The sequence below is a fragment of the Ruegeria sp. BG9 genome, from assembly GCF_056538305.1.
In genome coordinates, this window is the sequence record NZ_JBQFSY010000003.1 from 213,515 (window position 1) to 237,302 (window position 23,788).

20 protein-coding genes are annotated in these 23,788 nt (G+C 59.5%); 14 read left to right on the forward strand and 6 right to left on the reverse strand.

Going from position 1 to position 23,788, the window contains the following annotated elements; genetic code table 11:
* Positions 1–253: 253 nt before the first annotated feature.
* Positions 254–1,063, reverse strand: coding sequence for a hypothetical protein (locus ACR0I8_RS06930; protein ID WP_170689901.1), 810 nt, complete (start codon positions 1,061–1,063; stop codon positions 254–256).
* Between ACR0I8_RS06930 and ACR0I8_RS06935 the strand changes: the two genes are divergently transcribed.
* Together ACR0I8_RS06935 and ACR0I8_RS06940 are read left to right on the forward strand one after the other, a co-directional pair.
* Positions 1,062–2,510 (forward strand): TrkH family potassium uptake protein, encoded by a 1,449-nt coding sequence (locus tag ACR0I8_RS06935; RefSeq protein ID WP_170689903.1) that lies wholly within the window; start codon positions 1,062–1,064, stop codon positions 2,508–2,510. The two genes, ACR0I8_RS06930 and ACR0I8_RS06935, sit on opposite strands and share 2 nt — an antisense overlap.
* On the forward strand, positions 2,510–4,084 hold the full coding sequence (locus ACR0I8_RS06940) for a 5-guanidino-2-oxopentanoate decarboxylase (protein WP_170689905.1): 1,575 nt from the start codon (positions 2,510–2,512) through the stop codon (positions 4,082–4,084). The genes ACR0I8_RS06935 and ACR0I8_RS06940 overlap by 1 nt, the downstream gene beginning before the upstream one ends.
* A 60-nt stretch (positions 4,085–4,144) precedes the next feature.
* Here the strand turns inward: ACR0I8_RS06940 and ACR0I8_RS06945 are convergent, their stop codons facing one another.
* Positions 4,145–5,884 carry a serine protease gene (locus tag ACR0I8_RS06945; protein WP_170689907.1) on the reverse strand — a complete coding sequence of 580 codons (1,740 nt, stop codon included), beginning with the start codon at positions 5,882–5,884 and terminating at the stop codon, positions 4,145–4,147.
* Between the two features lie 205 nt (positions 5,885–6,089).
* On the opposite strand from ACR0I8_RS06945, the gene ACR0I8_RS06950 reads away from it, so the two are divergent.
* Complete coding sequence (locus ACR0I8_RS06950) at positions 6,090–7,019, forward strand: glycine--tRNA ligase subunit alpha (RefSeq protein ID WP_170689909.1); 930 nt, start codon at positions 6,090–6,092, stop codon at positions 7,017–7,019.
* An 8-nt stretch (positions 7,020–7,027) separates the two neighbouring features.
* On the opposite strand, the gene ACR0I8_RS06955 is transcribed toward ACR0I8_RS06950, so the two are convergent.
* Positions 7,028–7,660: a MarC family protein gene (locus ACR0I8_RS06955; protein ID WP_170376390.1), complete on the reverse strand. Its 633-nt coding sequence runs from the start codon at positions 7,658–7,660 to the stop codon at positions 7,028–7,030.
* 79 nt (positions 7,661–7,739) lie between these two features.
* Between ACR0I8_RS06955 and ACR0I8_RS06960 the strand changes: the two genes are divergently transcribed.
* The 8 genes from ACR0I8_RS06960 (at position 7,740) to glmM (ending at position 18,627) form a co-directional block, all read left to right on the forward strand.
* Positions 7,740–8,261 (forward strand): DUF6446 family protein, encoded by a 522-nt coding sequence (locus ACR0I8_RS06960; protein ID WP_170376392.1) that lies wholly within the window; start codon positions 7,740–7,742, stop codon positions 8,259–8,261.
* 10 nt (positions 8,262–8,271) lie between these two features.
* Positions 8,272–9,483, forward strand: a complete 1,212-nt coding sequence (gene gltS / locus ACR0I8_RS06965; protein ID WP_170376394.1) for a sodium/glutamate symporter — start codon at positions 8,272–8,274, stop codon at positions 9,481–9,483.
* A gap of 9 nt (positions 9,484–9,492) precedes the next feature.
* Positions 9,493–11,712 carry a glycine--tRNA ligase subunit beta gene (glyS, locus tag ACR0I8_RS06970; RefSeq protein WP_170689910.1) on the forward strand — a complete coding sequence of 740 codons (2,220 nt, stop codon included), beginning with the start codon at positions 9,493–9,495 and terminating at the stop codon, positions 11,710–11,712.
* A 68-nt stretch (positions 11,713–11,780) separates the two neighbouring features.
* Positions 11,781–14,342 (forward strand): pyruvate, phosphate dikinase, encoded by a 2,562-nt coding sequence (locus ACR0I8_RS06975; RefSeq protein ID WP_170689912.1) that lies wholly within the window; start codon positions 11,781–11,783, stop codon positions 14,340–14,342.
* A gap of 186 nt (positions 14,343–14,528) precedes the next feature.
* Entirely contained in the window at positions 14,529–15,170 is a 642-nt protein-coding gene (locus tag ACR0I8_RS06980; protein ID WP_170638959.1) for a cell wall hydrolase, read from the forward strand.
* 163 nt (positions 15,171–15,333) lie between these two features.
* The gene (locus tag ACR0I8_RS06985; RefSeq protein ID WP_170689914.1) at positions 15,334–16,254 is read left to right on the forward strand and encodes a dihydroneopterin aldolase; all 921 of its coding nucleotides are present in this window, start codon (positions 15,334–15,336) and stop codon (positions 16,252–16,254) included.
* Positions 16,251–17,249, forward strand: coding sequence for a dihydropteroate synthase (gene folP / locus ACR0I8_RS06990; protein ID WP_480702927.1), 999 nt, complete (start codon positions 16,251–16,253; stop codon positions 17,247–17,249). Before ACR0I8_RS06985 ends, folP begins: the two co-directional genes overlap by 4 nt.
* Before the next feature lie 34 nt (positions 17,250–17,283).
* Positions 17,284–18,627 (forward strand): phosphoglucosamine mutase, encoded by a 1,344-nt coding sequence (gene glmM, locus ACR0I8_RS06995; protein ID WP_170689917.1) that lies wholly within the window; start codon positions 17,284–17,286, stop codon positions 18,625–18,627.
* Here the strand turns inward: glmM and ACR0I8_RS07000 are convergent.
* Both ACR0I8_RS07000 and ilvC read right to left on the reverse strand, forming a co-directional pair.
* The gene (locus ACR0I8_RS07000; RefSeq protein WP_170689919.1) at positions 18,624–19,526 is read right to left on the reverse strand and encodes a DMT family transporter; all 903 of its coding nucleotides are present in this window, start codon (positions 19,524–19,526) and stop codon (positions 18,624–18,626) included. The two genes, glmM and ACR0I8_RS07000, sit on opposite strands and share 4 nt — an antisense overlap.
* A gap of 122 nt (positions 19,527–19,648) precedes the next feature.
* Positions 19,649–20,671, reverse strand: a complete 1,023-nt coding sequence (gene ilvC, locus ACR0I8_RS07005; RefSeq protein ID WP_170689921.1) for a ketol-acid reductoisomerase — start codon at positions 20,669–20,671, stop codon at positions 19,649–19,651.
* 131 nt (positions 20,672–20,802) lie between these two features.
* Here ilvC and ACR0I8_RS07010 point away from each other — a divergent pair, with 131 nt between their 5' ends.
* Positions 20,803–21,258 carry an Lrp/AsnC family transcriptional regulator gene (locus ACR0I8_RS07010; RefSeq protein ID WP_170376410.1) on the forward strand — a complete coding sequence of 152 codons (456 nt, stop codon included), beginning with the start codon at positions 20,803–20,805 and terminating at the stop codon, positions 21,256–21,258.
* The gene (locus ACR0I8_RS07015; protein WP_170376412.1) at positions 21,255–21,713 is read left to right on the forward strand and encodes an Lrp/AsnC family transcriptional regulator; all 459 of its coding nucleotides are present in this window, start codon (positions 21,255–21,257) and stop codon (positions 21,711–21,713) included. The genes ACR0I8_RS07010 and ACR0I8_RS07015 overlap by 4 nt, the downstream gene beginning before the upstream one ends.
* Before the next feature lie 6 nt (positions 21,714–21,719).
* Here ACR0I8_RS07015 and ACR0I8_RS07020 read toward each other — a convergent pair whose 3' ends face one another.
* Positions 21,720–22,421, reverse strand: a complete 702-nt coding sequence (locus tag ACR0I8_RS07020) for a GntR family transcriptional regulator (RefSeq protein WP_170470049.1) — start codon at positions 22,419–22,421, stop codon at positions 21,720–21,722.
* Positions 22,422–22,652: 231 nt separating this feature from the next.
* Here ACR0I8_RS07020 and ACR0I8_RS07025 point away from each other — a divergent pair, with 231 nt between their 5' ends.
* Positions 22,653–23,780, forward strand: a complete 1,128-nt coding sequence (locus ACR0I8_RS07025; protein ID WP_170689923.1) for an aminotransferase class V-fold PLP-dependent enzyme — start codon at positions 22,653–22,655, stop codon at positions 23,778–23,780.
* Positions 23,781–23,788 lie beyond the last annotated feature (8 nt).

Here is a 23,788-nt window from a genome sequence, read left to right on the forward strand (position 1 = left end):
ACAGCGCTTTTTCGCCGCAATGCAGCGAAATTTGCTGCGTCTGCGCAGTAAATGGGCTATGAAGGCAGGGAATGCAGCTGCCGCTTGCCCGTCTATACGGGTGTGCCGCCCCCGGAAGGAAGCCGAGACGTGCGACGCCTTGGACTGCAAGACCCCGCCAACCGCCCGAGTGATCGGCGCGGACTGGGCATCCCTCTCTCAGTGTTCCGGCTGCATCGCATTTACAGGAGAGACATGTCATGAACCCAATTTCTCAACCGCTGGAGCTGCAGGCGGCTGCAATGCGCGTGGCTGGATACGCCGTGGTCAGCCAGATGAAGATTATGCAGATCATGGCCCGGTCGGCCATGGAACTGCCGATGGCGCCCTTGCACGCGCTGCGCAATACAGCATCGGAGCCGGCGCCGGCCAAACCTGCAGCAAAACGTGCGACGGCACCTAAACCTGTTGCCAAACAGGCTGCAAAACCTGCTCCGGCCAAGCGGGCCTCGACTGCCAAGAAGGCGCAGCCCAAACCCGCTGCATCGAAGCCCAAGGCGGAACCGGTTGCAAAATTCACCGCTAAACCACGCACGGCGACGAAACCAGAAGCCGCCAAAGCTGCCCCCGCACCGGCGACGCCTAAACCTGCGGCTAAGGCAGCCCCGGCTGTAGCAAAGCCCAAAACGGCTGATAAGACGACCCCGGCAACAGCAAAGACAAAACCAGCGGCCAAGGCAGCGCCTACACCGGCGACATCCAAACCCGCAGCCAAGGCTGCCCCTGCGTCCGCAACACCTAAACCTGCGGCCAAGGCAGCTCCGGCAAAGACCGTGGCAAAAAAAGCGGCACCGGCCAAAACTCCGGCGGCCCCCAAGACTGCGCCAAAACCCGCGGCCAAGGCACCAAGTGCGGCACCGGCCAAAGCTGCTGCAGCCACGACAGAGGCCCTTAAACCGGCCCCTCGCAAAACGCGCGCGCCGTCTAAACCGCCCGCAATGCCCAAGGTCGTTGCGAAATCCGACGAGTAATCGGGGTCATCTGCTTGACACGGTCGGGCTGGCGCGCCAACGCTGCGCGTCATGATGGATCTTCGCCCGGTCGGATATGTGATTGGCATGCTGGTCGCCATTCTGGGGGCGACCATGCTGCTGCCTATGCTTGCCGACATGATCGAGGGGCGGGGCGAGTGGCATGTCTTTCTTGAAAGCGCGATCATCACCGTTCTGACCGGCGTTGTCCTTGCGCTGAGCTGCGCCAATGGCGTAGGAGAAGGTCTGACCATCCGTCAGACCTTTTTGCTGACCTCGGGCGTCTGGGTCGCGCTGCCGGTGTTCGGAGCAATTCCGTTTCTGTTTGGCGAGACCGAGCTGCGCTTTGTCGACGCGTATTTCGAGGCGATGTCTGGCCTGACCACCACCGGATCGACCGTGATTTCGGGTCTGGATGACCTACCGCAGGGCCTGCTGCTATGGCGCGGTATCCTGCAATGGCTGGGCGGCATCGGGATCATCGTTGTGGCTATGGTTTTCCTGCCTGAGCTGCGGGTCGGTGGTATGCAAATCTTCCGTTCGGAAGGGTTTGAAACCATGGGGAAAATCCTTCCCCGCGCGCAGGAGATCGCGGGCCAGATCTCGCTGATCTATGTGTTCCTGACACTGGCCTGCGGCCTTGTCTATGCGGCCGTCGGGATGGGGTTCTTTGATGCGACAGTCCACGCTATGACCACCATCGCAACGGGTGGATTCTCGAACTACGACAGCTCGTTTGCAACCTTCAGTGGCCCGGCGGAATACGCGGCCTCGGTCTTTATGATCCTCGCGGCATTGCCGTTCGTGCGCTATGTGCAACTGGCCAATGGCAACACCTCGTCGCTGTGGCAAGACAGTCAGATCCGGGCCTTTCTGGCAACCATTCTGGTACTGGTCGTCGTGATGTCTGTGTTCCTGACCTCGGTCTTTCCGCACCATTGGGAAAGGGCCCTGCGCGAGTCGCTGTTCAACATCACCTCGATCATCTCGGGCACTGGCTATGCGAGTGTCGACTACATGCTGTGGGGTAGCTTCCCGATCATGCTGTTCTTCCTGATCGGCCTGATCGGAGGCTGCGCCGGATCGACCGCCTGTTCGATCAAAGTGTTCCGCTATCAGCTTCTTTTTGCGTCGATCAAAACGCAGATCCGGCGCATTCGATCGCCGCATGGGGTTTTTGTTCCGCTTTACGACGGCAGACCTGTCAGCCGGGGCGTTCTGACCTCGGTCATGAGCTTTTTCATGTTTTTCGTCCTGTCGATGGGGATTTTGTCCTGGGCGCTGGCGTTGACCGGGCTGGACTTCATCACATCCGTTTCGGGAGCTGCGACGGCGCTTGCCAATGTCGGCCCGGGGCTGGGGAATCAGATCGGCCCTGCGGGCAATTTCGCCGGCCTGAACGACACCGCGAAATGGCTGCTGACAGCAGGCATGTTGGTTGGTCGGCTCGAGTTGCTGGCCGTCTACGCAATCTTTACCGTCCAATTCTGGAGAGACTGATGAAAAGACCCCTTGGCGCGCAGCTGTCTCACATGCTGAGGGATCGCGGCGTGGATGTGATTTTTGGTATCCCCGGCGTCCACAATCAGGAAATGTACCGCGGCATAGAAGAGGCCGGGATCACCCATGTGCTGACCCGGCATGAGCAGGGCGCCGGTTTCATGGCCGATGGTTATGCGCGGGCGACGGGTAAGCCGGGCGTTGCCTATGTCATCACCGGTCCGGGGCTGTGCAACATCATGACACCGATGGGGCAAGCCTATAGCGACTCGGTCCCGATGCTGGTGCTGTCATCCTGTCTGGATGAGACGCAGGCGCAGCGCGGCCAGTTGCACCAGATGAAGGACCAGCAAGGCGCGGCGGGCACGGTCGCGGATTGGTCGGCGCAAGCGAACACCGCGCAGGCCGCTTATGGTCTGGTCGAGCGTGCGTTTGAGGAGTTCGAACTTTCTCGCCCGCGGCCCAAGCACATTCAGGTGCCGATTGCACAGCTTGAGGGCGATGCCGATCCCGCGCAGTTCCCGAACCAAACAGCCCTGCGCCCCAAGGTGTTTGCCCCGGATGTCGCGCCGGTTGTGTCCTTGCTGAACATCTCCAAACGACCTTTGTTCATTCTGGGCGGCGGCTGCAAATCGAACGAATGGCGGCAAATTCTGACTCAGCTGGGGGCAGCCTGTTTCACGACTTACGCGGGGCGTGGCATGGTCGGGGCGAACTATCCTTTGGATTTCGGGGCGATGCTGCCTCGGCCCGGCAGCGCCGAGGTGATCGCCTCAGCCGATCTGGTGATCGCTGTTGGGGCCGAGCTGAGCGAGGTTGACCTCTGGCGGGAAGAGCTTGGCCATTCGGCGCATCTGGTCCGCGTCGACTTGGACGCCGAGGTCCTGTCAGACCGCCACCGCGCTGCCGTCAAGATTCAGGCCGACAGTGCCAGCTTTGCCCGCGCCCTGTGGGCCGTTACTGAGAGCGCCAAACCTGCGACGGGTTGGACGGCTGAGGAAGTCGCTGAGGTGCGCGCCCGTTGGCGGGCCGAGGTTGATGCAGAGCGCCCAGGCATCGTGCCGGTCGTTGATGCGCTGCGCGCCGCGATGCCTGCCGACACCATGATCTATTCGGACATGACCCAATTCGCCTATGCCGCGAAAGAGGTCTGGGACATGGCCTATCCGCACCACTGGCACCATCCGACCGGCTTTGGCACTTTGGGCTATGCTTTGCCCGCTGGCATCGGTGGGGCAGTGGCGCGGCGGGGACGGCCGACGGCGGTGATCGCCGGGGACTATGGGTTCCACTACACGATGCAAGAACTGGGCGTGGCGGTGGAACTGGGCCTTTCGTTGCCGATTATCCTTTGGGACAACGGTAAGCTGAAAGAGATTGAGGACAGCATGGTCCGCAGCCAGATCGCGCCTAACGCCGTTGTGGCGCGTAATCCTGATTTCTGCAAACTGGCTGAGGCGTTCGGGGCGCTGTCCAGTGCTCCGAAAACTGTGGATGAGATGCAGGAGGCAGTCAAAGCTGCGTTTCAGGCCTCGGGACCGACATTGATCTACGTGACGCCGAACATTCTTTAGTCGGGAAACAAGAAAGCCGCAGCGCAGATGCGCAGCGGCTTTTTCAGTTTTGGGACGTTACTAGTCCCAGCAATGCACCAGAACAGTCATTCCATTGGCGCGGCGGCTCAGCTCGTTGGGTGAGATCTCAGCCGTCTCTTGCGCCGCTTGGCCCGAGATACCCGCTTTCGTCAGGACGTCGTTCAGCCCTTGGGTCGAAACCGCCAGACTGACCGAGCCGGGCAGGGTGCGGCCCTCGGACGGGGTGGGCAGCAGCATGCCAACAACGCTGCCACTGTCGTCAAAGACCGGACCACCGGCATCTCCCGGCTGTGCGGCCAGAGCGAGACGTTTCACACCGGCTTCTCCGTTCAGGCCGCGCACGTCTGCGATCTGACCGAAGGTGAGCGTCGGTGCCCCCAAAGCCCCTTCGTAAGAGAAACCGGAGACCGCGACCTCGGACTGAATACGCGGCTGGTCTGAGCGGAACTCGGCCACGTTGATCGGGGCCAAAGACTTGCGCGGGCGCAGGACAGAGACGCCCAGATCGGCATCCGTCCAGGCCACCTGAAGCTCCTGATCGCCATCCAGCGTGACACGGCTGCAGCTGTTGGCGGCCTCGGATACGGTCAGGACAGTGCCGGACGCATCCGCGAAGAAGCCCGAACGGGACAGGCGCGGTTTGCGAACCTGAAGCCCCGAGACCAGATCGACGCGCTGCTCAGCATCTGCGCCTGCGCTGGAATCCAGAACCGCATCGGTGGTGGCAAAGCTGGCCTTCATCGCGGCCAGAACACGGGCGCGGCGGGCTTCATCACCCTCGGGCCAGACCAGCGTGAAGCCTTTGATCTTGCCATCCTTCAGCGCCGCTTCGGTGTAAGAGACGATGCCCTTGCCGCGCCCTTCAAGCGTAAAGCGATCACCGCGCAGTTCTCGTGGGCCGTTCAGCGGTACGATTTCCAGCGATTGCATCACCTCATAAAGCGCGCGCAGGGTGGATTTGCCACCCTCCTGACTGATCAGCAGCGCCTGTGCGTTCAGGTCGGATGTGCTTTGGAAATGCGCAAAAGGGGCCTCATAGCGGTCAAAGACGATGGCCTCCAAAGGCAGATCAACCGAAATCCCGGCCTGATCGTCGGTGTATCGCGCCATTCCAACGCTGATGAGCGGTGCATTATAGTCCTCGATCAATGCGGCGCGTTGGACGGTGGTGAGAACGCCGGTTGACTCATATCCGTTGAAGCTCTGCCAGTCGGCCATCGAACGACGTGTGCCTTGGCCGAAGGCTCCGTCGATGGTCGAGTTGTAGAACCCGGCAGCCTGAAGTGCAGTCTGCAGGTCCTTGCGTTCCTGAGAAGTCAACAAACGCTCGGATTGCAACGCCTGCGAGCGGGTTTCATCCGAAGGCTGCGGGGTTGCGTCAGACAGCGTGTCGATGGTGGGCTGTTCGGGTTCTACCGGCGGGGCAATGGTGCCCCGGTTCAACACATTCGCCCCGATCGGCCAGTACTGCTGGCCTAGGGAACTTGAGAAGGTGATGAAACTGTCGCGAGGAATTTGTCCTTCGGCGCGGTAAACCCGCAGCACCTGTTCTGCGTCGCTGCGCAGGTAGGGGCCGATCACAATGGCGTACCAACCGCTGTTAAGGCGAAAGCCGTTCACGTCAGGGAGTGCGCGGGCGTAGTCCTGCGCACGATCTTGTGCCTCACGCAGGGATGGCTGCGCCTCGACCTGAACCCAGACACCTTGATCTTGCTGGGCGGTTGCGGCGCGCAGGCCGACCAAAAGAAACAATAAAATTGCCGTAAATACTCGTGTCATTTTCTGCCCGTTTATGCAGTTTTGATGCTTTTGCTCAGAATACCCGATTTCGGGTGGCGAAAGCCATGGCGAGAATGCGGGGAATTTGCGGTGTGGCAGCGCAGATACAGCAGGGACCTATTGGCCCGTTGACGCCCCTCGGCCCCTTGCATAGGAAGGGCCAAACCCATCGGAACCGGGCGCAGGCGCGCCCAAAGGGAATGTCATGACCGATCAGTCCAGCGCACCTCGTTCTTTTCAGGAGATCATCCTGCGGCTTCAGACCTATTGGGCCTCGAAAGGCTGTGCGATTTTGCAGCCTTATGACATGGAGGTCGGGGCAGGGACGTTCCACCCGGCGACAACCCTGCGCGCGCTGGGGTCCAAGGCATGGGCCGCGGCCTATGTTCAACCTTCGCGCCGTCCGACGGACGGGCGCTATGGTGAGAACCCGAACCGTCTGCAGCACTACTATCAGTATCAGGTTCTGATCAAACCCAGCCCGCCGGACCTGCAAGAGCTATATCTGGGCAGCCTCGAGGCCATCGGTATCGACATGGAGCTGCACGACATCCGTTTTGTCGAGGACGACTGGGAAAGCCCGACCCTCGGCGCGTGGGGCCTAGGATGGGAGGTTTGGTGTGACGGTATGGAAGTCAGCCAGTTCACCTATTTCCAGCAGGTCGGTGGTCATGATTGCACGCCGGTCTCCGGTGAACTGACCTATGGATTGGAGCGTCTGGCGATGTATGTGTTGGGCATCGACCATGTGATGGATATGCCGTTCAACGATCCTCAGTCCCCCAGCCCGCTGACATACGGTGACATCTTCAAGCAGACCGAAGAGGAATACGCCCGTTGGAACTTTGATGTGGCCAACACTGAGGTTCTGCTGCGTCATTTCGAAGAAGCTGAGGCCGAATGCGCCACCATTCTGGAGCAACAGCATGATGATCCTAAAACCGGCAAGCGCATCGTGATGGCGCACCCGGCCTATGATCAGTGCATTAAGGCCAGCCACATCTTCAACCTGCTGGACGCGCGCGGGGTGATCTCGGTGACCGAACGGCAGGCGTACATCGGCCGTGTCCGGGCGCTGGCCAAGCAATGCGCGGATGCGTTTGTCCTGACCGAGGCCGCCGGGTACGAGGCCTGATGCAGCGTTCAGGCCAATCCGGGCAGCAATGCCTTGAGGCCGTCAGAAATCATGCCGATGGCGATGGCCGACAGGATCATACCCATGAAGCGGCTCATGATGACGCGTGCGTTGCTCGAAAGACGTTTGGACAGCCATGGGGCATTCCAGAAGGTGACCAGAAGCAAGGCAACGACGGTCAGGAATACACCTGCAAAAACAACGGCTTCAAGTGGCTTGCTGACGTGATGCGCATACAGTATCAGGGTCGTGATCGTGCCTGGACCGACCAGAATGGGAAAGGCCAATGGATAGAACGCGACTGTGTCGGGCGCAGGATAAGCCTCTTTTTCTCCGTCCGTTCCGTGATGCGAGGTGCTTTCGTTGCCGTTCAGCATATTCAGGCCGATCATCAGTACAACCAACCCTCCGGCGACACGCAGATGGTCCACGCTGATTCCGAACAAGCTCAGCGTCTGACTCCCAATGGCTGCGAACGCGCCGCCCAGGACCAGGCAGTAGAGCGCGGTTTTAACTGCGACTTTACGTTGATCCGCAGGGGGCAAGTCCTGCGTAACACTCAGGAACACAGGCAGGTTGGTGATCGGGTTCATGATCGCAAACAGCGCACCAAAGAACCCAACGGCGAGGGTCGATTCCATGAAAACACCCTTTTGGTATCAATCTTCACTGCGAAACCTGTCCGATTTTTCAGGAACTTGAAAGAGGCAGCCTAAGACAATGACAGGAAAATTGCTTGCGATCATTCTAGGGCTTTCGGCCGTGCTGGCCGGGGCGGGCATGTATTACCTGCAAGTCTACGGCTTTTATTATGAGGTCGAACCCAAGCCCGGACAGGACGTTACTCTTTTGTCTGTGGGCGGTGAAACTCCTCAGCCGATTGCCTATTCGTTGTTTCAGGCGATTGATGCAGACAGCTCTCCGATCCGGTACCGGGCCTGCTTCAACACGGATCTCTCCAAGGAACAATTGTCGGGCTTCACAACGGTCGAGAATGCAGAGCCTTTGACCGCTCCGGGTTGGTTCGACTGCTATGACGCGGTTGCTATAGCCGATGCGTTGAAGACGGGGCAGGCGCAGGCCTACATGAGCGCGAAGAATATCCACTACGGGGTGGACCGCATTGTTGTGATTGCTGAGGATGGGCGTGGCTTTGTCTGGCATTCTCTGAACAATTGCGGTGAAAAAGCCTATGATGGCACCGTGGTCGGCGAGGAATGCCCACCCAGACCGCAGCAGTAAGGAGACCGCCATGCAGCACGTCGTCGAAATCCCTGAGTTTCTGACGGCGACCTTAGGTTTTGCCGTCTACCTGCTTGGCGCGCGGATCAATGATCAAGTCGCCGCACTTCGCAATTTCAACATCCCCGAACCCGTGACCGGAGGGTTGCTGGCTTCGTTTGCCGTTCTGGCGCTGTATTTGATATTCGATCTTGAACTCGCATTCGAGCTGGGTACGCGGGATTTTCTACTGGTCGTATTTTTTGCCGGGATCGGATTGAATGCACGTCTTTCGGACCTGATTTCGGGCGGCAAGCCGCTGTTTTTGCTTCTGATCCTGACCCTTGTGACGATCGTTTTGCAAAACGTGATCGGTGCGGCTGGCGCTTCCATGTTTGGTTATCCGGCGCAGGCGGGTGTTCTGTTCGGCTCGGCGGCGCTGATCGGCGGGCACGGGACCGCAATCGCATGGGCGCCCGAAGTTGCGCGGGCGACAGGGTTGGACAGCGCGACCGAGTTGGGTGTTGCCGTTGCAACGCTAGGTTTGGTTCTGGCCGCCCTGGTCGGTGGACCGATTGCGCGGTTGCTGGTTGAAGGGCGCAATCTCAGCCCCGACCGTCCAGACGAAGGGCCCAGTGTCGGATTGCCGGACGAAACAGAAGGCAGGTCGCTCGATATCGACCACGTGTCGATCATGCGCGTTTTGCTGCATCTCAACCTCGCGATCATTGCGGGTTATTCTCTGGGCGAAGCGATCTCGGCTGCTGGTCTCAAGCTGCCGCTGTTTGTGCCGTGTTTGATCATGGGAATCGTCATCGCCAATGTACGCGCCTTAGTGGCACCGTCGGCCCCACCGGTATCGCGCACGCCATCGCTGGCGTTGATCTCGGAATTTGCCTTGGGCGCGTTTCTGGCGATGTCACTAATGAGCCTTCAGCTCTGGACCATCGCCGAACTCGGCATGGCCATTGTCGTCATCATGTCCGCCCAGACCCTGTTCACGGTGGTTTTTGTGCTGTGGGTGCTGTTCCCGGTCATGGGCTCAAATTACCGCGCCGCGGTGTTGGCTGCAGGGTTTGGAGGCTTCGCGTTGGGTGCAACCCCCACCGCTATCGCGAATATGACCGCCGTTACCAAGCGATATGGCCCATCGCCTATTGCCTTTATCGTGCTGCCCCTTGTATCCGCATTCTTTGTGGATATCGCCAATGCCATCGTCATCCAAACGATCGTAAATTTCTAAGGACCGAAAATGCCCGACCTGCTGATCGAACTGTTTTCCGAGGAGATCCCCGCGCGTATGCAGACCCGCGCGGGTGAGGACCTGAAAAAGCGGATCACCGATGGTTTGGTCGAGGCCGGTTTGACCTATGCCTCTGCCGCCGCCCTGACCACGCCGCGCCGTCTGACCTTGGCGGTCGAAGGGCTGTTGGCGGAAAGCCCCACAATCCGCGAGGAGCGCAAAGGCCCCAAGGTCGGGGCACCTGACAAAGCGATCGAAGGCTTCCTGCGCGGCGCTGGTTTGACCCGTGACCAATTAGAGGAACGCGACACCCCCAAAGGTGCGGTCTATTTCGCCCAGATCGAAAAGCCCGGACGCCCGGCGGCAGAGATCGTGGCCGAAGTGCTTGAAGCCACGATCCGCAACTTCCCATGGCCAAAATCGATGCGCTGGGGCTCTGGCCCGATGCGGTGGGTTCGGCCTCTGCACTCGATCCTGTGCATTCTGATCGATGAGACGGGTGCGCAGGTTGTCCCGCTTGAGGTCGAAGGCATCACATCCGGTGACACGACCGAGGGCCACCGGTTCATGGCCCCGAACCGCTTTGCCGTTTCCTCGTTCGAGGATTACGCCGCCAAACTGAAACGCGCCTTCGTGGTCCTGTCGCCCGAGGAACGCGCCGAACATATCTGGAACGATGCCCAGAACATGGCCTTTGCCTCCGGTCTGGAAGTGGTTGACGACAAAGGCCTGCTGGCCGAGGTCGCTGGTCTGGTTGAATGGCCCGTGGTGCTGATGGGGCAGATTGACGACGAATTCCTCGACCTGCCGCCTGAGGTGCTGCAGACGTCGATGAAAGAGCACCAGAAGTTCTTTTCCGTGAAGAACCCCAAAACCGGCCGGATCGAGCGTTTCATCACCGTCGCCAACCGCGAAACTGCTGACAATGGCGCGACCATTCTGGCCGGGAACCAGAAGGTCCTTTCGGCCCGTCTGGCGGATGCGAAATTCTTCTGGGAGAACGACCTGCGTATCGCCAAGTCGGACATCGCCCAATGGACCCGTGCGCTGGAGAATGTGACCTTCCACAACAAGCTGGGCACACAAGCTGAACGCATCGACCGCGTCGCCGCACTGGCCTGCGAACTGGCGCCTGTGACTGGAGCGGACGCTATTCAAGCGGAGAAATCCGCGCGTCTGGCCAAGGCCGATCTGAGCTCTGAGATGGTGTATGAATTCCCCGAACTTCAGGGGCTTATGGGCCGCTACTACATCGAAGCGGCAGGCGAGGACGCCGCCGTGGCCGCTGTGGCACAGGACCACTACTCGCCGCTTGGCCCGTCAGATGACGTGCCGACTGCGCCGCTTTCGGTGACCGTGGCGCTGGCGGACAAGCTGGACACGCTGACAGGATTTTGGGCGATTGATGAGAAGCCCACCGGTTCGAAAGACCCGTTTGCTCTGCGTCGTGCTGCCTTGGGTGTAATTCGTTTGATACTCGAAAACGATCTGCGCCTGTCCTTGGATCGGTTCTTTGACAGCCAACTGATACGAGCAGAAATCGCGATCAATGAGGCGTTGCCGGAGGCTAACGTTCTTGATCTGTTGGCAGAAATCGCAGAGCGAGGTGTCTTTGGCGCTGCATTCCAGACCGTAAGAGACAAAATAGATGATTTGCCTGCGGCAGCTTTTCTTGAACTGGAGAAAAAGGTCCCAGATGCATCTGACGATCTCCTGTCGTTCTTCCACGACCGCCTCAAAGTCTTCCTCCGTGATGAGGGCATCCGTCACGACGTCATCGACGCCTGTATCGCGATGGACGGCAATGATGACCTCAACCTACTGGTCAAACGCGCCCGCGCACTGAACGCAGTGATCGCGACCGAGAACGGGGAAAACCTCGTGCAGGGGTTCAAGCGGGCCAACAACATCCTAACGCAAGCCGAAGAGAAGGACGGGGTCGAATACTCCTACGGTGCGGATGTGAAATTCGCCGAGACGGACAGCGAAAAGGCTCTGTTCTCGGCGCTTGACGCGGCGCAGGCCCAGATTGATCTGGCGCTCAGGGCCGAGGATTTCCCAACCGCTATGGCGGCCATGGCAGCGCTGCGTGGGCCAGTGGATGCGTTCTTTGAGGATGTGCAGGTCAACACCGACAATGACATCCTGCGCCGCAACCGCCTGAACCTGCTCAGCCAGATCCGCTCGGTCTGTTCCAGCGTTGCCGATCTGACCAAGATCGAAGGCTAAAGGTCCGGGCGCGCGGATTTTCGCGCCCAGATCACCCTTGCGCGACGGGCGCATGGGCCTATGCTGCGGTGAAACCAAAAGGTGCCGCAGTGCAGAATAATCCGCATACCACGCTTATCACGTCCACCGCGCCCGTTGCCCCGCACACCCATGGGGGGCGGGCAAAGTGCCTGCAACGTCTGGTCCGGTTGGAGATGCCGGTGCCGCGCACGGTCGCGTTGTCTTTTGACGCGGTGCAGCGTATCGCCGAAGGACAAATCCCCGATCTAGCCGCAATCCTTGAGCAATTCGAGCCGACGGCCTTGTTGTGTGTGCGTCCCAGTTCCGAGGACCCCGATTGGGGCGGCCCCGGTGCGGTCCTGAATATCGGCATGAACGAGGCGCGGTTTGCCGAGCTGTCGAACTCGATGGGTGATGAGCCTGCCGCAGCCATGTATCTGCGCTTTGTGCAAAGCTATGCGATACATGTGGCGCGTTTGGATGCGGATGTGTTCGACGAGATCGACGAGGATGGTGTCGCGGGGTTGAAGCGTACTCTGCACGCCTATGAGGACGAGACCGATGAGGTTTTCCCTGAGGATCGCGGTGAGCAGTTGATTGGCGTTTTGCGCTCGATGGCGCGGGCGTGGGATGGCACCTCAGCGCGCCTGTTACGTCAGGCCAAGGGCGCTCCGGCCGATGCGGGGTTGGGGCTCGTCATCCAAGAGATGATACCGGGCGTCGGACAAGGCGAATGCGGATCGGGTGTGTTCCAGTTGGTGGATCCGACAACCGGGATGCCTCAGATCACTGGCCGGTACCTGAGCCAGAGTCAGGGGCGGGATGCGTTGGGCGAAGACGTCTCGGCGCTGTATCTTGAGAAAGACCCGCGGGGACCGTCTCTGGAAGAAGTGGCGCCCAACGCATTTGCCGATCTGAAAGCTCAGGCCGCTTTGATGCGCGAGAAGCTGCGCGAGGAAATGCAGGTCGAATTCGTGATCCAGAACGGCAATGTGCATATTCTGGACGGCGTGCGCGTTCAGCGGACCTCGCGCGCGGCGATGCGGATTGCGGTGCGGCTGGCTGAAGACGGTATCATCCCGCCACAAGAGGCGGTGATGCGCGTGGACCCTCATGCACTGAACGAACTGTTGCACCGGCAGGTCCACCCCGAGGCAGAGCGGGATGTACTGACCACCGCGATTGGCGCAAGTCCGGGGGCGTCGACCGGCAAGATCGTGTTTACGGCCGCCGAGGCGCAAGCCAGCGCCGCGCGGGGCGAAGCCTGTGTTCTTGTACGCCGCGAAACCTCGCCCGAGGATGTTCGGGGCATGCATGCCGCCGTTGCCGTTCTGACCGAAAAGGGAGGGATGACCAGCCATGCCGCCGTGATCGGGCGGGGTTTGGGTCTGCCTTGCATCGTCGGTGCCTCTGAAATGCGGTTCCAGACCAAGAAGAAAATGCTGACGACCCCGGATGGGCGAGTGTTCAAGACCGGAGACGTTCTGACGATCGACGGAAGCTCGGGTCAGGTTCTGGCGGGGCAGCCCGAGATGCTTGAGGCCGCGCTGGACGACTGTTTCCAGACACTCATGGGCTGGGCGGATGCCGAGCGGGATATCGAAATCCGCGCCAATGCCGATACCCCTGCGGATGCGCAGACTGCGCGCAATTTTCAGGCGCAGGGCATCGGCCTGTGCCGGACCGAGCATATGTTCTTTGACCCCGGCCGCCTGATCGTGATGCGCGAGATGATCTTTGCGCAGACCTCCTCGGGTCGTGCCGCCGTGTTGGAGCGTTTGCTGCCTATGCAGCGCGACGATTTCGTGCAGCTTTTCCGCATAATGGAGGGGCAACCGGTCTGTATTCGTCTGTTTGACCCGCCGCTGCACGAATTCCTACCGACCACCCGCGGCGGCCAGCGCGAACTGGCCGAAGCGCTGGATCTGCCTGTCTCGGATGTTGAGCGTCGCGTCTCCGCAATGACCGAATACAACCCAATGCTGGGTCTGCGCGGGGTTCGCCTGGGCGTCACAGTCCCGGAAATCTACGACATGCAGGCCCGCGCGATTTTTGAAGCCACGCTGGAGGCCCGCAAGAACGGTGCGCCAGTTGTACCCGAGGTGATGATCCCGCTGGTCTCGGCCAAGCGAGAGGTCGAGTTGGTAAAGTCTCGCATCGACTCGGTGGCGGCCGCTGTCGCAGCTGAAAAGGGGCAGGAGTTCGAATACCGCCTCGGTGTGATGGTCGAAACGCCGCGCGCCTGCCTGCGCGCTGAAGAGATTGCACCCAACACCGCTTTCTTAAGCTTTGGAACCAACGACCTGACCCAGATGACTTATGGTCTGTCACGCGATGACGCGGGACGTTTCATGTCGGCCTATGTTCGGCAGGGGGTGTTCACCGAAGACCCGTTCCATGTTCTGGACGCGGACGGGGTGGGCGAATTGCTCAAGCTCGGGTCTGAAAGGGGGCGCGCGGCCCAACCCGATGTGACCCTTTCGGTCTGTGGAGAACACGGCGGAAACCCCGAATCAATCGCCATTTGCCGCGATCTGGGCTTCGACTATGTGTCCTGCTCTCCGTTCCGAGTACCGGTCGCTCGGCTGGCTGCCGCTCAACTGGCAATTTCGTCCAGACTTGGGGGTTGACAGCAGCCTGAAACCCCATGATTAGTGGTCAATAAGCGAACTTGTGGCGGAATTGTTTTTCCCCACGAGCGAATTTCCACTTGTATTTGCCTCTGATCTGGACCTTTGCGCAAGACTGCGCTAAATGCCTCGTCGCGCCCGCCGGGGGAGGGTTTGGCGCGTGAAGTGCCTGTGCGAGGTTATCTGATGCTACGTTACATAATGGCTGTTGCCACATTGGCGGCAACCGTGCTGCCGAGTGCGTCCTACGCTGAGAGGGAAGCTACGGATGCCAATAAGAAAGAACTAGTTGCCCGCAGTGAATTGCCGGGGCAGAGCTTTCGGGACTATCTGAAATTGTTCCAGCCGCGTAAAGTGGTGGAACCGATCAAAGTGTCCTATTCCAAGGATTGGCTGGACCAACAGCCCAAAGCGTCCGGAGATGAAGGCTGGAAATGCCTGTCAGAGGCGCTGTATTTTGAAGCCCGCGGCGAAAGCGTGCGCGGTCAGTTTGCAGTGGCCGAGGTTATCCTGAACCGGGTCAAGAGCAGCCGCTTTCCCGATAGCCTTTGCGGTGTGATCCGTCAGGGGACCGGAAAAAAGTACCAGTGCCAGTTCACCTATACATGTGATGGCCGCAAGGAAGTGATCCACGAGAAGAAAGCCTTTGAGCGTGTCTCGAAAGTCGCCCGCGCGGCGATGGATGGCGTTGCCAAAGAGCTGACTGAAGGGGCGACCCACTATCATACCACTGCGGTCCGCCCGTCCTGGGCGCGGGTTTATAAACAGACGGCGAAGATTGGTGTTCACATCTTCTACCGTCACAATTACCGCACTGCGAGCAACTGAGGCAGGTCTAGCGCTGCGTCTTGAATTCAAGGCGCAGCGTATACCATTGCACGCAGAAAAAGCGTCGAAATCAGCGGTTGGAATGGCGTTTGTATGAATGCTATAGGCCCTCGAAACGCCTAGACTTGGCGAATGTTTCAACGAGCCCAAGAAGGCCTGACCCATGAGTTCTGAAATCCGCCTCGCTTTTGCGCACCCCTCTGAACGGTCCGAGGCGACCTCGCCCAGAGGACCTTTGGATCGCATCTCGCTCCGTGATCATACTGTCGAGGTTGAGATCGGTGCCTTTCAGGCCGAACGCGGCACGACCCAGCGTATCTGCTTTAACATCGTGGTTGAGGTGCGTCCGCTGACCTCGGATATTGATGACGATGTGGATCGTATCCTGTCCTATGACCGCGTGACCGAGGCAATTGCCTATGAACTGGCGGCCGAGCGTCTGAATCTGTTGGAAACGCTGGCCGAACGTGTGGCCGAACGTATCCTGCTGGAGCCGCAAGCGGTTCGAGTATTTGTCCGGATCGAAAAGCTGGATCGTGGCCCCGGTGCGCTCGGGGTCGAGATAGTGCGGAGCAAGGATGCCGTGCATCACGACGTCGTCGAAGAGGAACGCCCTCATCCACGTCTTGTTTATCTATCGAATGAGGCGATGGCGTCGGACAATCTGACCGGCTGGATAGATCAGTTGGAAAACCGTCAGCGTCCCTTGATCCTGTGTGTCGGGGCCTCGGACCTTCCGGTGCCGCAGACAGGGCACGCTATGACCCAGCGCCGCATCGACCTGTTGTCGATCGAACAGAACGCGTGGGTTCTGGCCGCGCGTGATCATCGCTGCGTGGTCGTCTCGACCCGGACCGAGCTGGATTGGGCGATGAAGAACGGCCAGATTTGCGTCTGGGCCCCGTCAAAGATCGTTCTGGATGCCGTCGATGGCCCCTCGGCCGCACCATCCGACGCAGTTGCGCTGGCGGCATGGTTTGCCGCCACCTTTGAGGCCAGCGAGATGATGGTGATCGGAGGCGCATTGCCGAAAGAGCCGAAAACGCCGCTGCGTGCTGTGGCCGTTGATCAGGCACAATTGTGAGCCGCTACTACCGACCGCTGGTACAGCACGGTACGGCTCGTCCGGATGGAGCCGTGCCTTTGGCCGGGCAGTCGCTCTGGTTCACTCATGCCGAAGTGCTTTCGCGCGATGGAGTGTCTCAGGTCGTAGCCGCAGCGAATATCCCCGCGGATGTGCTACACCGAATCAGCCGACCGCGCGCGGCGCTGTCCGGTTTGGATATGGCGCGCCCTCATATTATGGGTATCCTGAACGCAACGCCTGACAGCTTCTCGGACGGTGGCATCCACAGCTCGGTTGAGGCCGCGCGTGCAGGGGCCATTGAGATGGTCTCGCACGGGGCTACGATTCTAGACATCGGCGGAGAATCCACGCGACCCGGAGCAGATTTCGTCCCCGCAGACGAAGAGATCACCCGGACCCGTCCGGTGATCGAAGCGATTCGGGCTGAGACCAACGCTCTGATCTCAATCGACACCCGAAAGGCTGCTGTCGCCAAGGCGGCCTGTGAGGCCGGGGCGGGGCTGGTCAATGATGTCTCGGGCTTCACCTTCGACCCCGATCTTGCGCCTTTCTGCGCGGGTTTGGGCGTGCCGGTCTGTGTCATGCATATGCAGGGCGATCCCGCGACCATGCAGGACAATCCGGTCTATGAAAACGTCGTGCTGGATGTCTACGATTTCCTGGCCGGTCAGATTGAACGGCTCGAGGCGTTAGGCCTGAACAGAGATCTGATCATCGTCGATCCGGGCATCGGTTTCGGCAAGACCGAGGACCACAATCTGGCCCTGCTGCGCAACTTAAGCCTGTTCCATGGTCTGGGCTGCCCGATTCTTCTGGGCGTGTCGCGTAAGGGCTTTATCGGGTCCATCGGGCAGGAACCGCGAAAAACCGCACGCGCGCCGGGGTCAATCGCGGTTGCTCTGGACGGATTGTCCCAAGGCGTGCAGATCATTCGGGTCCATGACGTGGCCGAGACCGCTCAGGCCTTGCGCCTATGGGCTGCCGTCCGTTAATCCGGTCACAAGCAAATTTTACGGAGAGTCGACTATGCGCAAGCTGTTCGGAACTGACGGTGTGCGAGGCACAGCCAATACGCATCCGATGACAGCAGAAATGGCCTTGCGCATAGGTGCGGCGGTCGGGCGCTATTTTCGCCGTGACACGACCGGAGTTCACCGCGTGGTCATCGGCAAGGACACGCGTCTGTCCGGCTATATGCTGGAAAACGCGCTGACGGCGGGTTTGACCTCAACCGGTATGAACGTGTTGTTGCTGGGGCCGGTTCCGACCCCTGCGGTGGGTCTGATGACCCAATCTATGCGCGCGGATCTGGGCGTCATGATTTCGGCCAGCCACAATCCAGCGGAAGATAACGGTATCAAGTTCTTCGGGCCTGACGGATATAAACTCTCAGATCAGGCCGAGCTTGAGATCGAGCGTTTGATCGAAGAAGGCGTCAACCCCGCTAAAGCGCAGAATATCGGGCGTGCCCGTCGGGTTGATGACGCGCGGTTCCGTTATGGGGAGCGGGTCAAATCCTCGCTTCCGCGCGATGTGCGTCTGGATGGTTTGAAAGTGGTGATCGACTGCGCCAATGGTGCAGCCCACCGCACTGCGCCCGAGGTCCTATGGGAGCTTGGTGCCGAAGTCATCCCGATGGGCGTGTCGCCGAACGGCAAGAACATCAATCTCGAATGCGGTTCAACCAAGCCGCGCGTGGCTGCGGAAACCGTTGTATCGCATGGTGCGGATGTTGGTATCTGTCTTGATGGCGACGCGGATCGGGTTGTCGTTATTGATGAAAATGGCAAGGTTGCCGATGGCGATCAACTGATGGCCCTGTTGGCCGGGGCTTGGGCGCGGGCCGAACAGCTGCGTGGCGGTGCTTTGGTGGCAACAGTCATGTCCAACCTCGGGTTGGAGCGACATCTGCAAGGGCAAGGCCTGCGGCTGGAGCGTACGGCAGTTGGCGATCGCTATGTCGTGGAACGGATGCGCCAGGGCGGCTTCAACCTTGGCGGCGAGCAATCCGGCCATATCGTCATGAGCGACTACGCGACGACCGGCGACGGCCTGATGGCTGGGCTACATTTCCTGTCCGAGATGGTTCTGAGCGGACGCAAAGCCTCTGAACTTGCTCAGCAATTTGAAACGGTGCCTCAGCTGTTGAAGAATGTGCGCTATCAACACGGCCAAATGCCGCTTGAGGTGGCCAGTGTGCAAGCCGCGATTGCCGATGCTGAAGCGCGCCTCAACGGGCAGGGTCGTCTGCTGATCCGCAAGTCAGGGACCGAGCCTCTGATCCGTGTCATGGCTGAATGCGAGGACGCCACCCTGTTGACGCAGGTGGTTGATGGCATTGTGGCCGAGGTCGAGGCAGCGGCGTCCTAGTGGCCGATCACAGCTTTGCGCAGGCTGAACCACTGGCTGATGGCCATGCCCGTCAGAATCAGGGTCAGCGCGATATAGAACCGCAGGGGCAGGGCCTCGGACAGAATCCACGCTCCGAAAACCATCGACCAGACGGGGACCTGATAATTCACAAGGGTCAGAAACACCGACCCCGCGCTGCGCGTGATCGAGACACGCAAGAGGTTCGCCAAGGCTGTCGGTACCAGGCCCAGTACGATCAGCGCCAGAGTGGGGCGGGTGCCTTGCCATTCGGGCAACCCCTCGGTCATCAGCATGATCGGCAGCAGCAGCGCCGCGCCCACCAGCAATGTCAGGGCCGCAAGTGCAACCGGATCAATCGGAGGGCACCGCCGCGTCAAGATGGATGAAACCGCGTAGCACAAGGCGGCTGTGATGCAGGCCATTTGCGCAATCGGCTCGGTTCCTCGGCCCAGTTGCAAAAGCCCCGGACCAATCAGGACCAATGCGCCTGAAAACCCAAGGCACACCCCCAGAAAACGACGCAAGTTGAGCGGTTCGTCCGAGAAGAAATGCGCCAGTGGCAGCACCATCAAGGGGATAGCCGCCATAGACAGGCCCGCAAAGGCCGACGGCACAAACTGCTGCCCCCAGCTGAGCAACATGAACGGTATCGCCGTAGACAGCACGCCGATCAAGATGATTGAGCCGCCAAGTGCCGGAGTGAGCGTTGGAAACCGGCGTCCGGTGATCCGCATCAGCAACAGTAGTGTCAAAGCGCCGAGCGTGGTGCGAGACGTCGCAACCGTGATCGGGCCATACCCCTCAAGTGCCATGGCTACGACCATGAATGTACCGCCCCAGATAAGGCCAAGCGAGAAGACGCCGATCCAATCCTGTTTTGTGGGCTGGGACACCATAGTAGTACCTGTGGGTTGGGGGAAAGTCTCTTTTGATCAGACGTTTATGGTTCGGGTTTTGCGCGGGTGCAAATGAAAAAGGGCGGCCATGCGGGCCGCCCTTTCGCCGACGGATGCCGGGCTTAGTTCTTTTCTTTGTCGACCATTTTACCGGCCGAGATCCAGGGCATCATGGCGCGCAGTTTGGCACCGGTTTCCTCGATCATGTGCTCGTCATTGGCACGGCGCGACGCTTTGATGGTCGGCTGGCCAACGGCGTTTTCCAGCATGAAGTCGCGAACGAATTTACCCTGCTGGATGTCGTTCAGAACCTCTTTCATACGCGCTTTGGTCTCGTCGTATTTCAGGATACGCGGGCCGGTGACGTACTGGCCGTACTCGGCCGTGTTCGAGATCGAGTAATCCATGTTAGCGATGCCGCCTTCATAGATCAGGTCAACGATCAGCTTCACTTCGTGCAGACACTCGAAGTAAGCCATCTCGGGCGCGTAGCCCGCTTCGACCAGAGTTTCAAAGCCGCAGCGGATCAGCTCTACCAGGCCACCGCACAGAACGGCTTGTTCGCCGAACAGGTCGGTTTCACACTCTTCACGGAAGTTGGTCTCGATGATGCCCGAGCGGCCGCCACCGATGGCCGAGCAGTAGGACAGGCCGATTTCCAGTGCTTTGCCGGTTGCGTCGTTGTTGACGGCAACAAGGCAAGGCACGCCGCCGCCTTTGGTGTATTCGCCACGCACGGTGTGGCCGGGGCCTTTGGGGGCCATCATGATGACGTCGACGCCTTCTTTCGGCTCGATCAGGCCGAAATGGACGTTCAGGCCGTGCGCGAATGCAATGGCCGAGCCCGGCTTGATGTTGTCATGAACGTATTTCTTGTAGGTCTCAGCCTGCAATTCGTCGGGCATGGTGAACATGATGACGTCGCACCATGCGGCCGCTTCGGCGATACCCATGACCTGCAGGCCTTCACCTTCGGCTTTCTTGGCCGAGGGCGAGCCTTCGCGCAGGGCGACGACCAGGTTCTTCGCACCCGAGTCGCGCAGGTTCAGCGCGTGCGCGTGGCCTTGCGAGCCATAGCCCAGGATGGCCACTTTTTTGTCTTTGATCAGGTTGATGTCGCAATCGCGATCGTAATAGACGCGCATTTCGCTGGTCCTTTCTGTTTCGATTGCTGTGCTTTTAGCCTGAGCCTTTGGTATTGGCGATAGGGTTGAGACTGAGTATTTGTAAAAAAGATGAAGAATAATTCTCTGAATTGTGGAAACGTGAAAAAATCATGCTTGATGATGTTGATCGGCGGATACTGCGCCATTTTCAGGCGGAGCCAAGCCTGACAACGGCCGAACTTGCCGAACGGTGCCGTATCAGTTCGGGTGTTTGCTGGCGACGGATCGAAAAAATGCAGGCGGCGGGGGTGATCGAAGGCCAAGAGGCCGTGATCGACTGGGCCGCTTTGGGCTACGCCGTCGAGGTCTCGTTGAGGATCACACTGGACAAGACACAAGCACGTGCGTTTGACGAATTTACTGCGGCCGCGCGCGAGGTTGCCGAGGTAATCGAGATTCAAACCTTCCTTGGCCGCGTGGATGTGCGCCTTTCGGTACTAGCGCGGGATATGGCCCACTATCAGCAGGTCTATCGGGACCGCATTCTGACCCTGCCGCATATTGCCGATATCGAAGCATTGATGCACATCGCGCGCCTCAAACGGGATGAGGTGCTGCCAGTATGATTGAGCTGGATGAAATCGACCGCAAGATCCTCCGCGCACTGGTGCAGGACGCAACCCAAAGCGCCGGCGCGCTTGGGCGTCGTCTGGACCTGTCGCAACCCGCAACGTGGCGGCGCATCCGCCGTTTGGAAGAGGCGGGCGTAATCAAAGGTCGTCGTCTACGCCTGAATGCCGAAGCCTTGGGGTTCGGTGTCACCGTCTTCCTAGGTGTTAAACTGGCGCGCAAAGGGCAGGTGAGCCTTGAGGATTTCGAGCGCGCCGTCAGTGCCATCCCCGAGGTGCAGACCGTCGAGCATGTTCTGGGGTTGTACGACTACCGCCTACGCGTGGTTGCCCGAGACCTGTCGGATTTCGAACGGGTCCTGCGGCGGCGGATTATGACCCTTCCCGGTGCCGGCGATGTCGAGGCAAATGTCTTGCTCAGCGAAGAACGGTTACCCGGACCAATTGGTTGAACCGGATCAGTACTTGGTGCGAATGCAGAAGCCCGGATGATGCGTCATCCGCGCAAAGGTCAGGGGCTTTTCATCTTTCCAGGTTGTGCGCTCCAATTGAATCATCGACGTGCCCGCGGTGGTGCCCATGAACTCGGCCAATCGGCTGTCGGCTGACACGGCGCAAAATGCGACTTCGGCATCGGTAAACGGTGCTGCATTCAACAGCCATTCGTGCGGGCCATTGTCACTCAGGTCGGCCTGCTCGACTTCGGGGACGGTTTCAAGGTTGATCCAGCGTTCTTCTAACTGAAACGGTCTGTTGTCGGAGTAGTGCATGCAAATGACATGCAGGATGCGCGCATCTGGCGCGACGCTGAGCTGCGATGCCAGCCAGCCGGGGCTGGTGACAACGTTGCGCTCGACCAAGGCATAGCGATACGCCGCGTTCTGGTTTTCAACCACCTGACGAGTCAAGGAAAACTCCAGCTTGGCATGTTTGCTGGGCTCTTTCTTGACGCGTGTTCCGCTTTTGCGTTTGCGTTCGACGACTCCCTGATCGGCCAGTTCGCGCAGGGCGCGGTTGACGGTCGCGCGGGCGCAATTGAATTCTTCCGCCAGCTGAGTTTCCGTCGGCAGCAACGAACCCTGAGGCCAAATTCGGCTTTCGATCCTGCGCTTTACCTCATCTCGAACACTCTGAAAGCTGATCCGCTTATTTGCAGTCACGGGTTTTAATTTCCCTTCGTTTTAAAAGTGTATGCATCTGGGCAGAAGCACGCAGAAGTGTAAAGGGTATGTGATACTAGTTGGCGTCAATACTAAAATAATGGCGTGTTTGAGGGTTAATTTTTACTGAAAAACAAAGATGACTTTGCGTCACCTTTTCGTCGGAAATGCGCTTTACCCGCAATGATAATGTGTTGAAGGTGCCGTCAACACTGATTGAAAGGACATCAAATGCCCGCCTTGCTGGATTCCATCGACCCAAATGGCCTCGAAGAATTTTCGGTTGTGTTTACGGACCGATCCCTGAATCACATGTCTGCGAGCTTTCAGCAGGTGATGCGCGATATCTCGGGCATGCTGAAACAGGTCTACAATGCCGACAGCGTTGCCATCATCCCTGGTGGTGGTACCTATGGGATGGAGGCCGTGGCCCGTCAATTTGCCCGTGATGCCAATGTCTTGGTGGTGCGCAACGGGTGGTTTTCCTACCGTTGGAGCCAGATTATCGAAAACGGCGCGCTGACCGGATCGGTCACGGTGATGAAGGCGCGTGAGACCGGCAATGACAGCCCTTCGCCGTTTGCGCCCGCACCGATCGACGATGTGGTTGCGGCGATCCGCGAGCAGCGCCCGGATGTTGTGTTTGCCCCGCATGTGGAAACTTCGGCCGGGGTGATTCTTCCGGATGACTATGTCTCGGCCATGGCTGCAGCTGCGCATGAGGTCGGCGCGCTGATGGTTCTGGATTGCATCGCGTCGGGCTGCGTGTGGGTCGACATGAAGGCCGCCGGTGTGGACGTTCTGATCTCGGCCCCCCAGAAAGGGTGGAGCGCGTCGCCTTGTGCCGGTTTGGTCATGCTCTCGGACCGGGCCGAGGCGCGGCTGCAGGACACCCAGTCCGACAGCTTTGCCATTGATCTCAAGAAGTGGCGGCAAATCATGGAGGCCTATGAGGATGGTGGTCATGCCTATCACGCGACCATGCCAACCGACGCGCTGCGCGCGTTCCGCGATACGATGGCCGAGACGCAGGACTACGGCTTTGAAAAGCTGCGCGAGGCGCAATGGGCCTTGGGCAATGGCGTGCGTGCAATGCTGAAGGACAAGGGCATCGTTTCAGTCGCGGCCGAGGGCTTTGGCGCTCCGGGCGTCGTGGTCAGCTATACCGCCGATCCCGAGATCCAGAACGGCAAGAAATTCGCCGCTTTGGGGATGCAGATCGCGGCTGGTGTGCCGCTGCAATGTGATGAGCCTGCCGGTTTCAGCACGTTCCGGTTGGGTCTGTTCGGTCTCGACAAGCTCTATGACGTCGACGGCACGATTGCGCGTTTGAAGCGCGTGTTGGATCAAGTTCTGTAAGCCGCTAG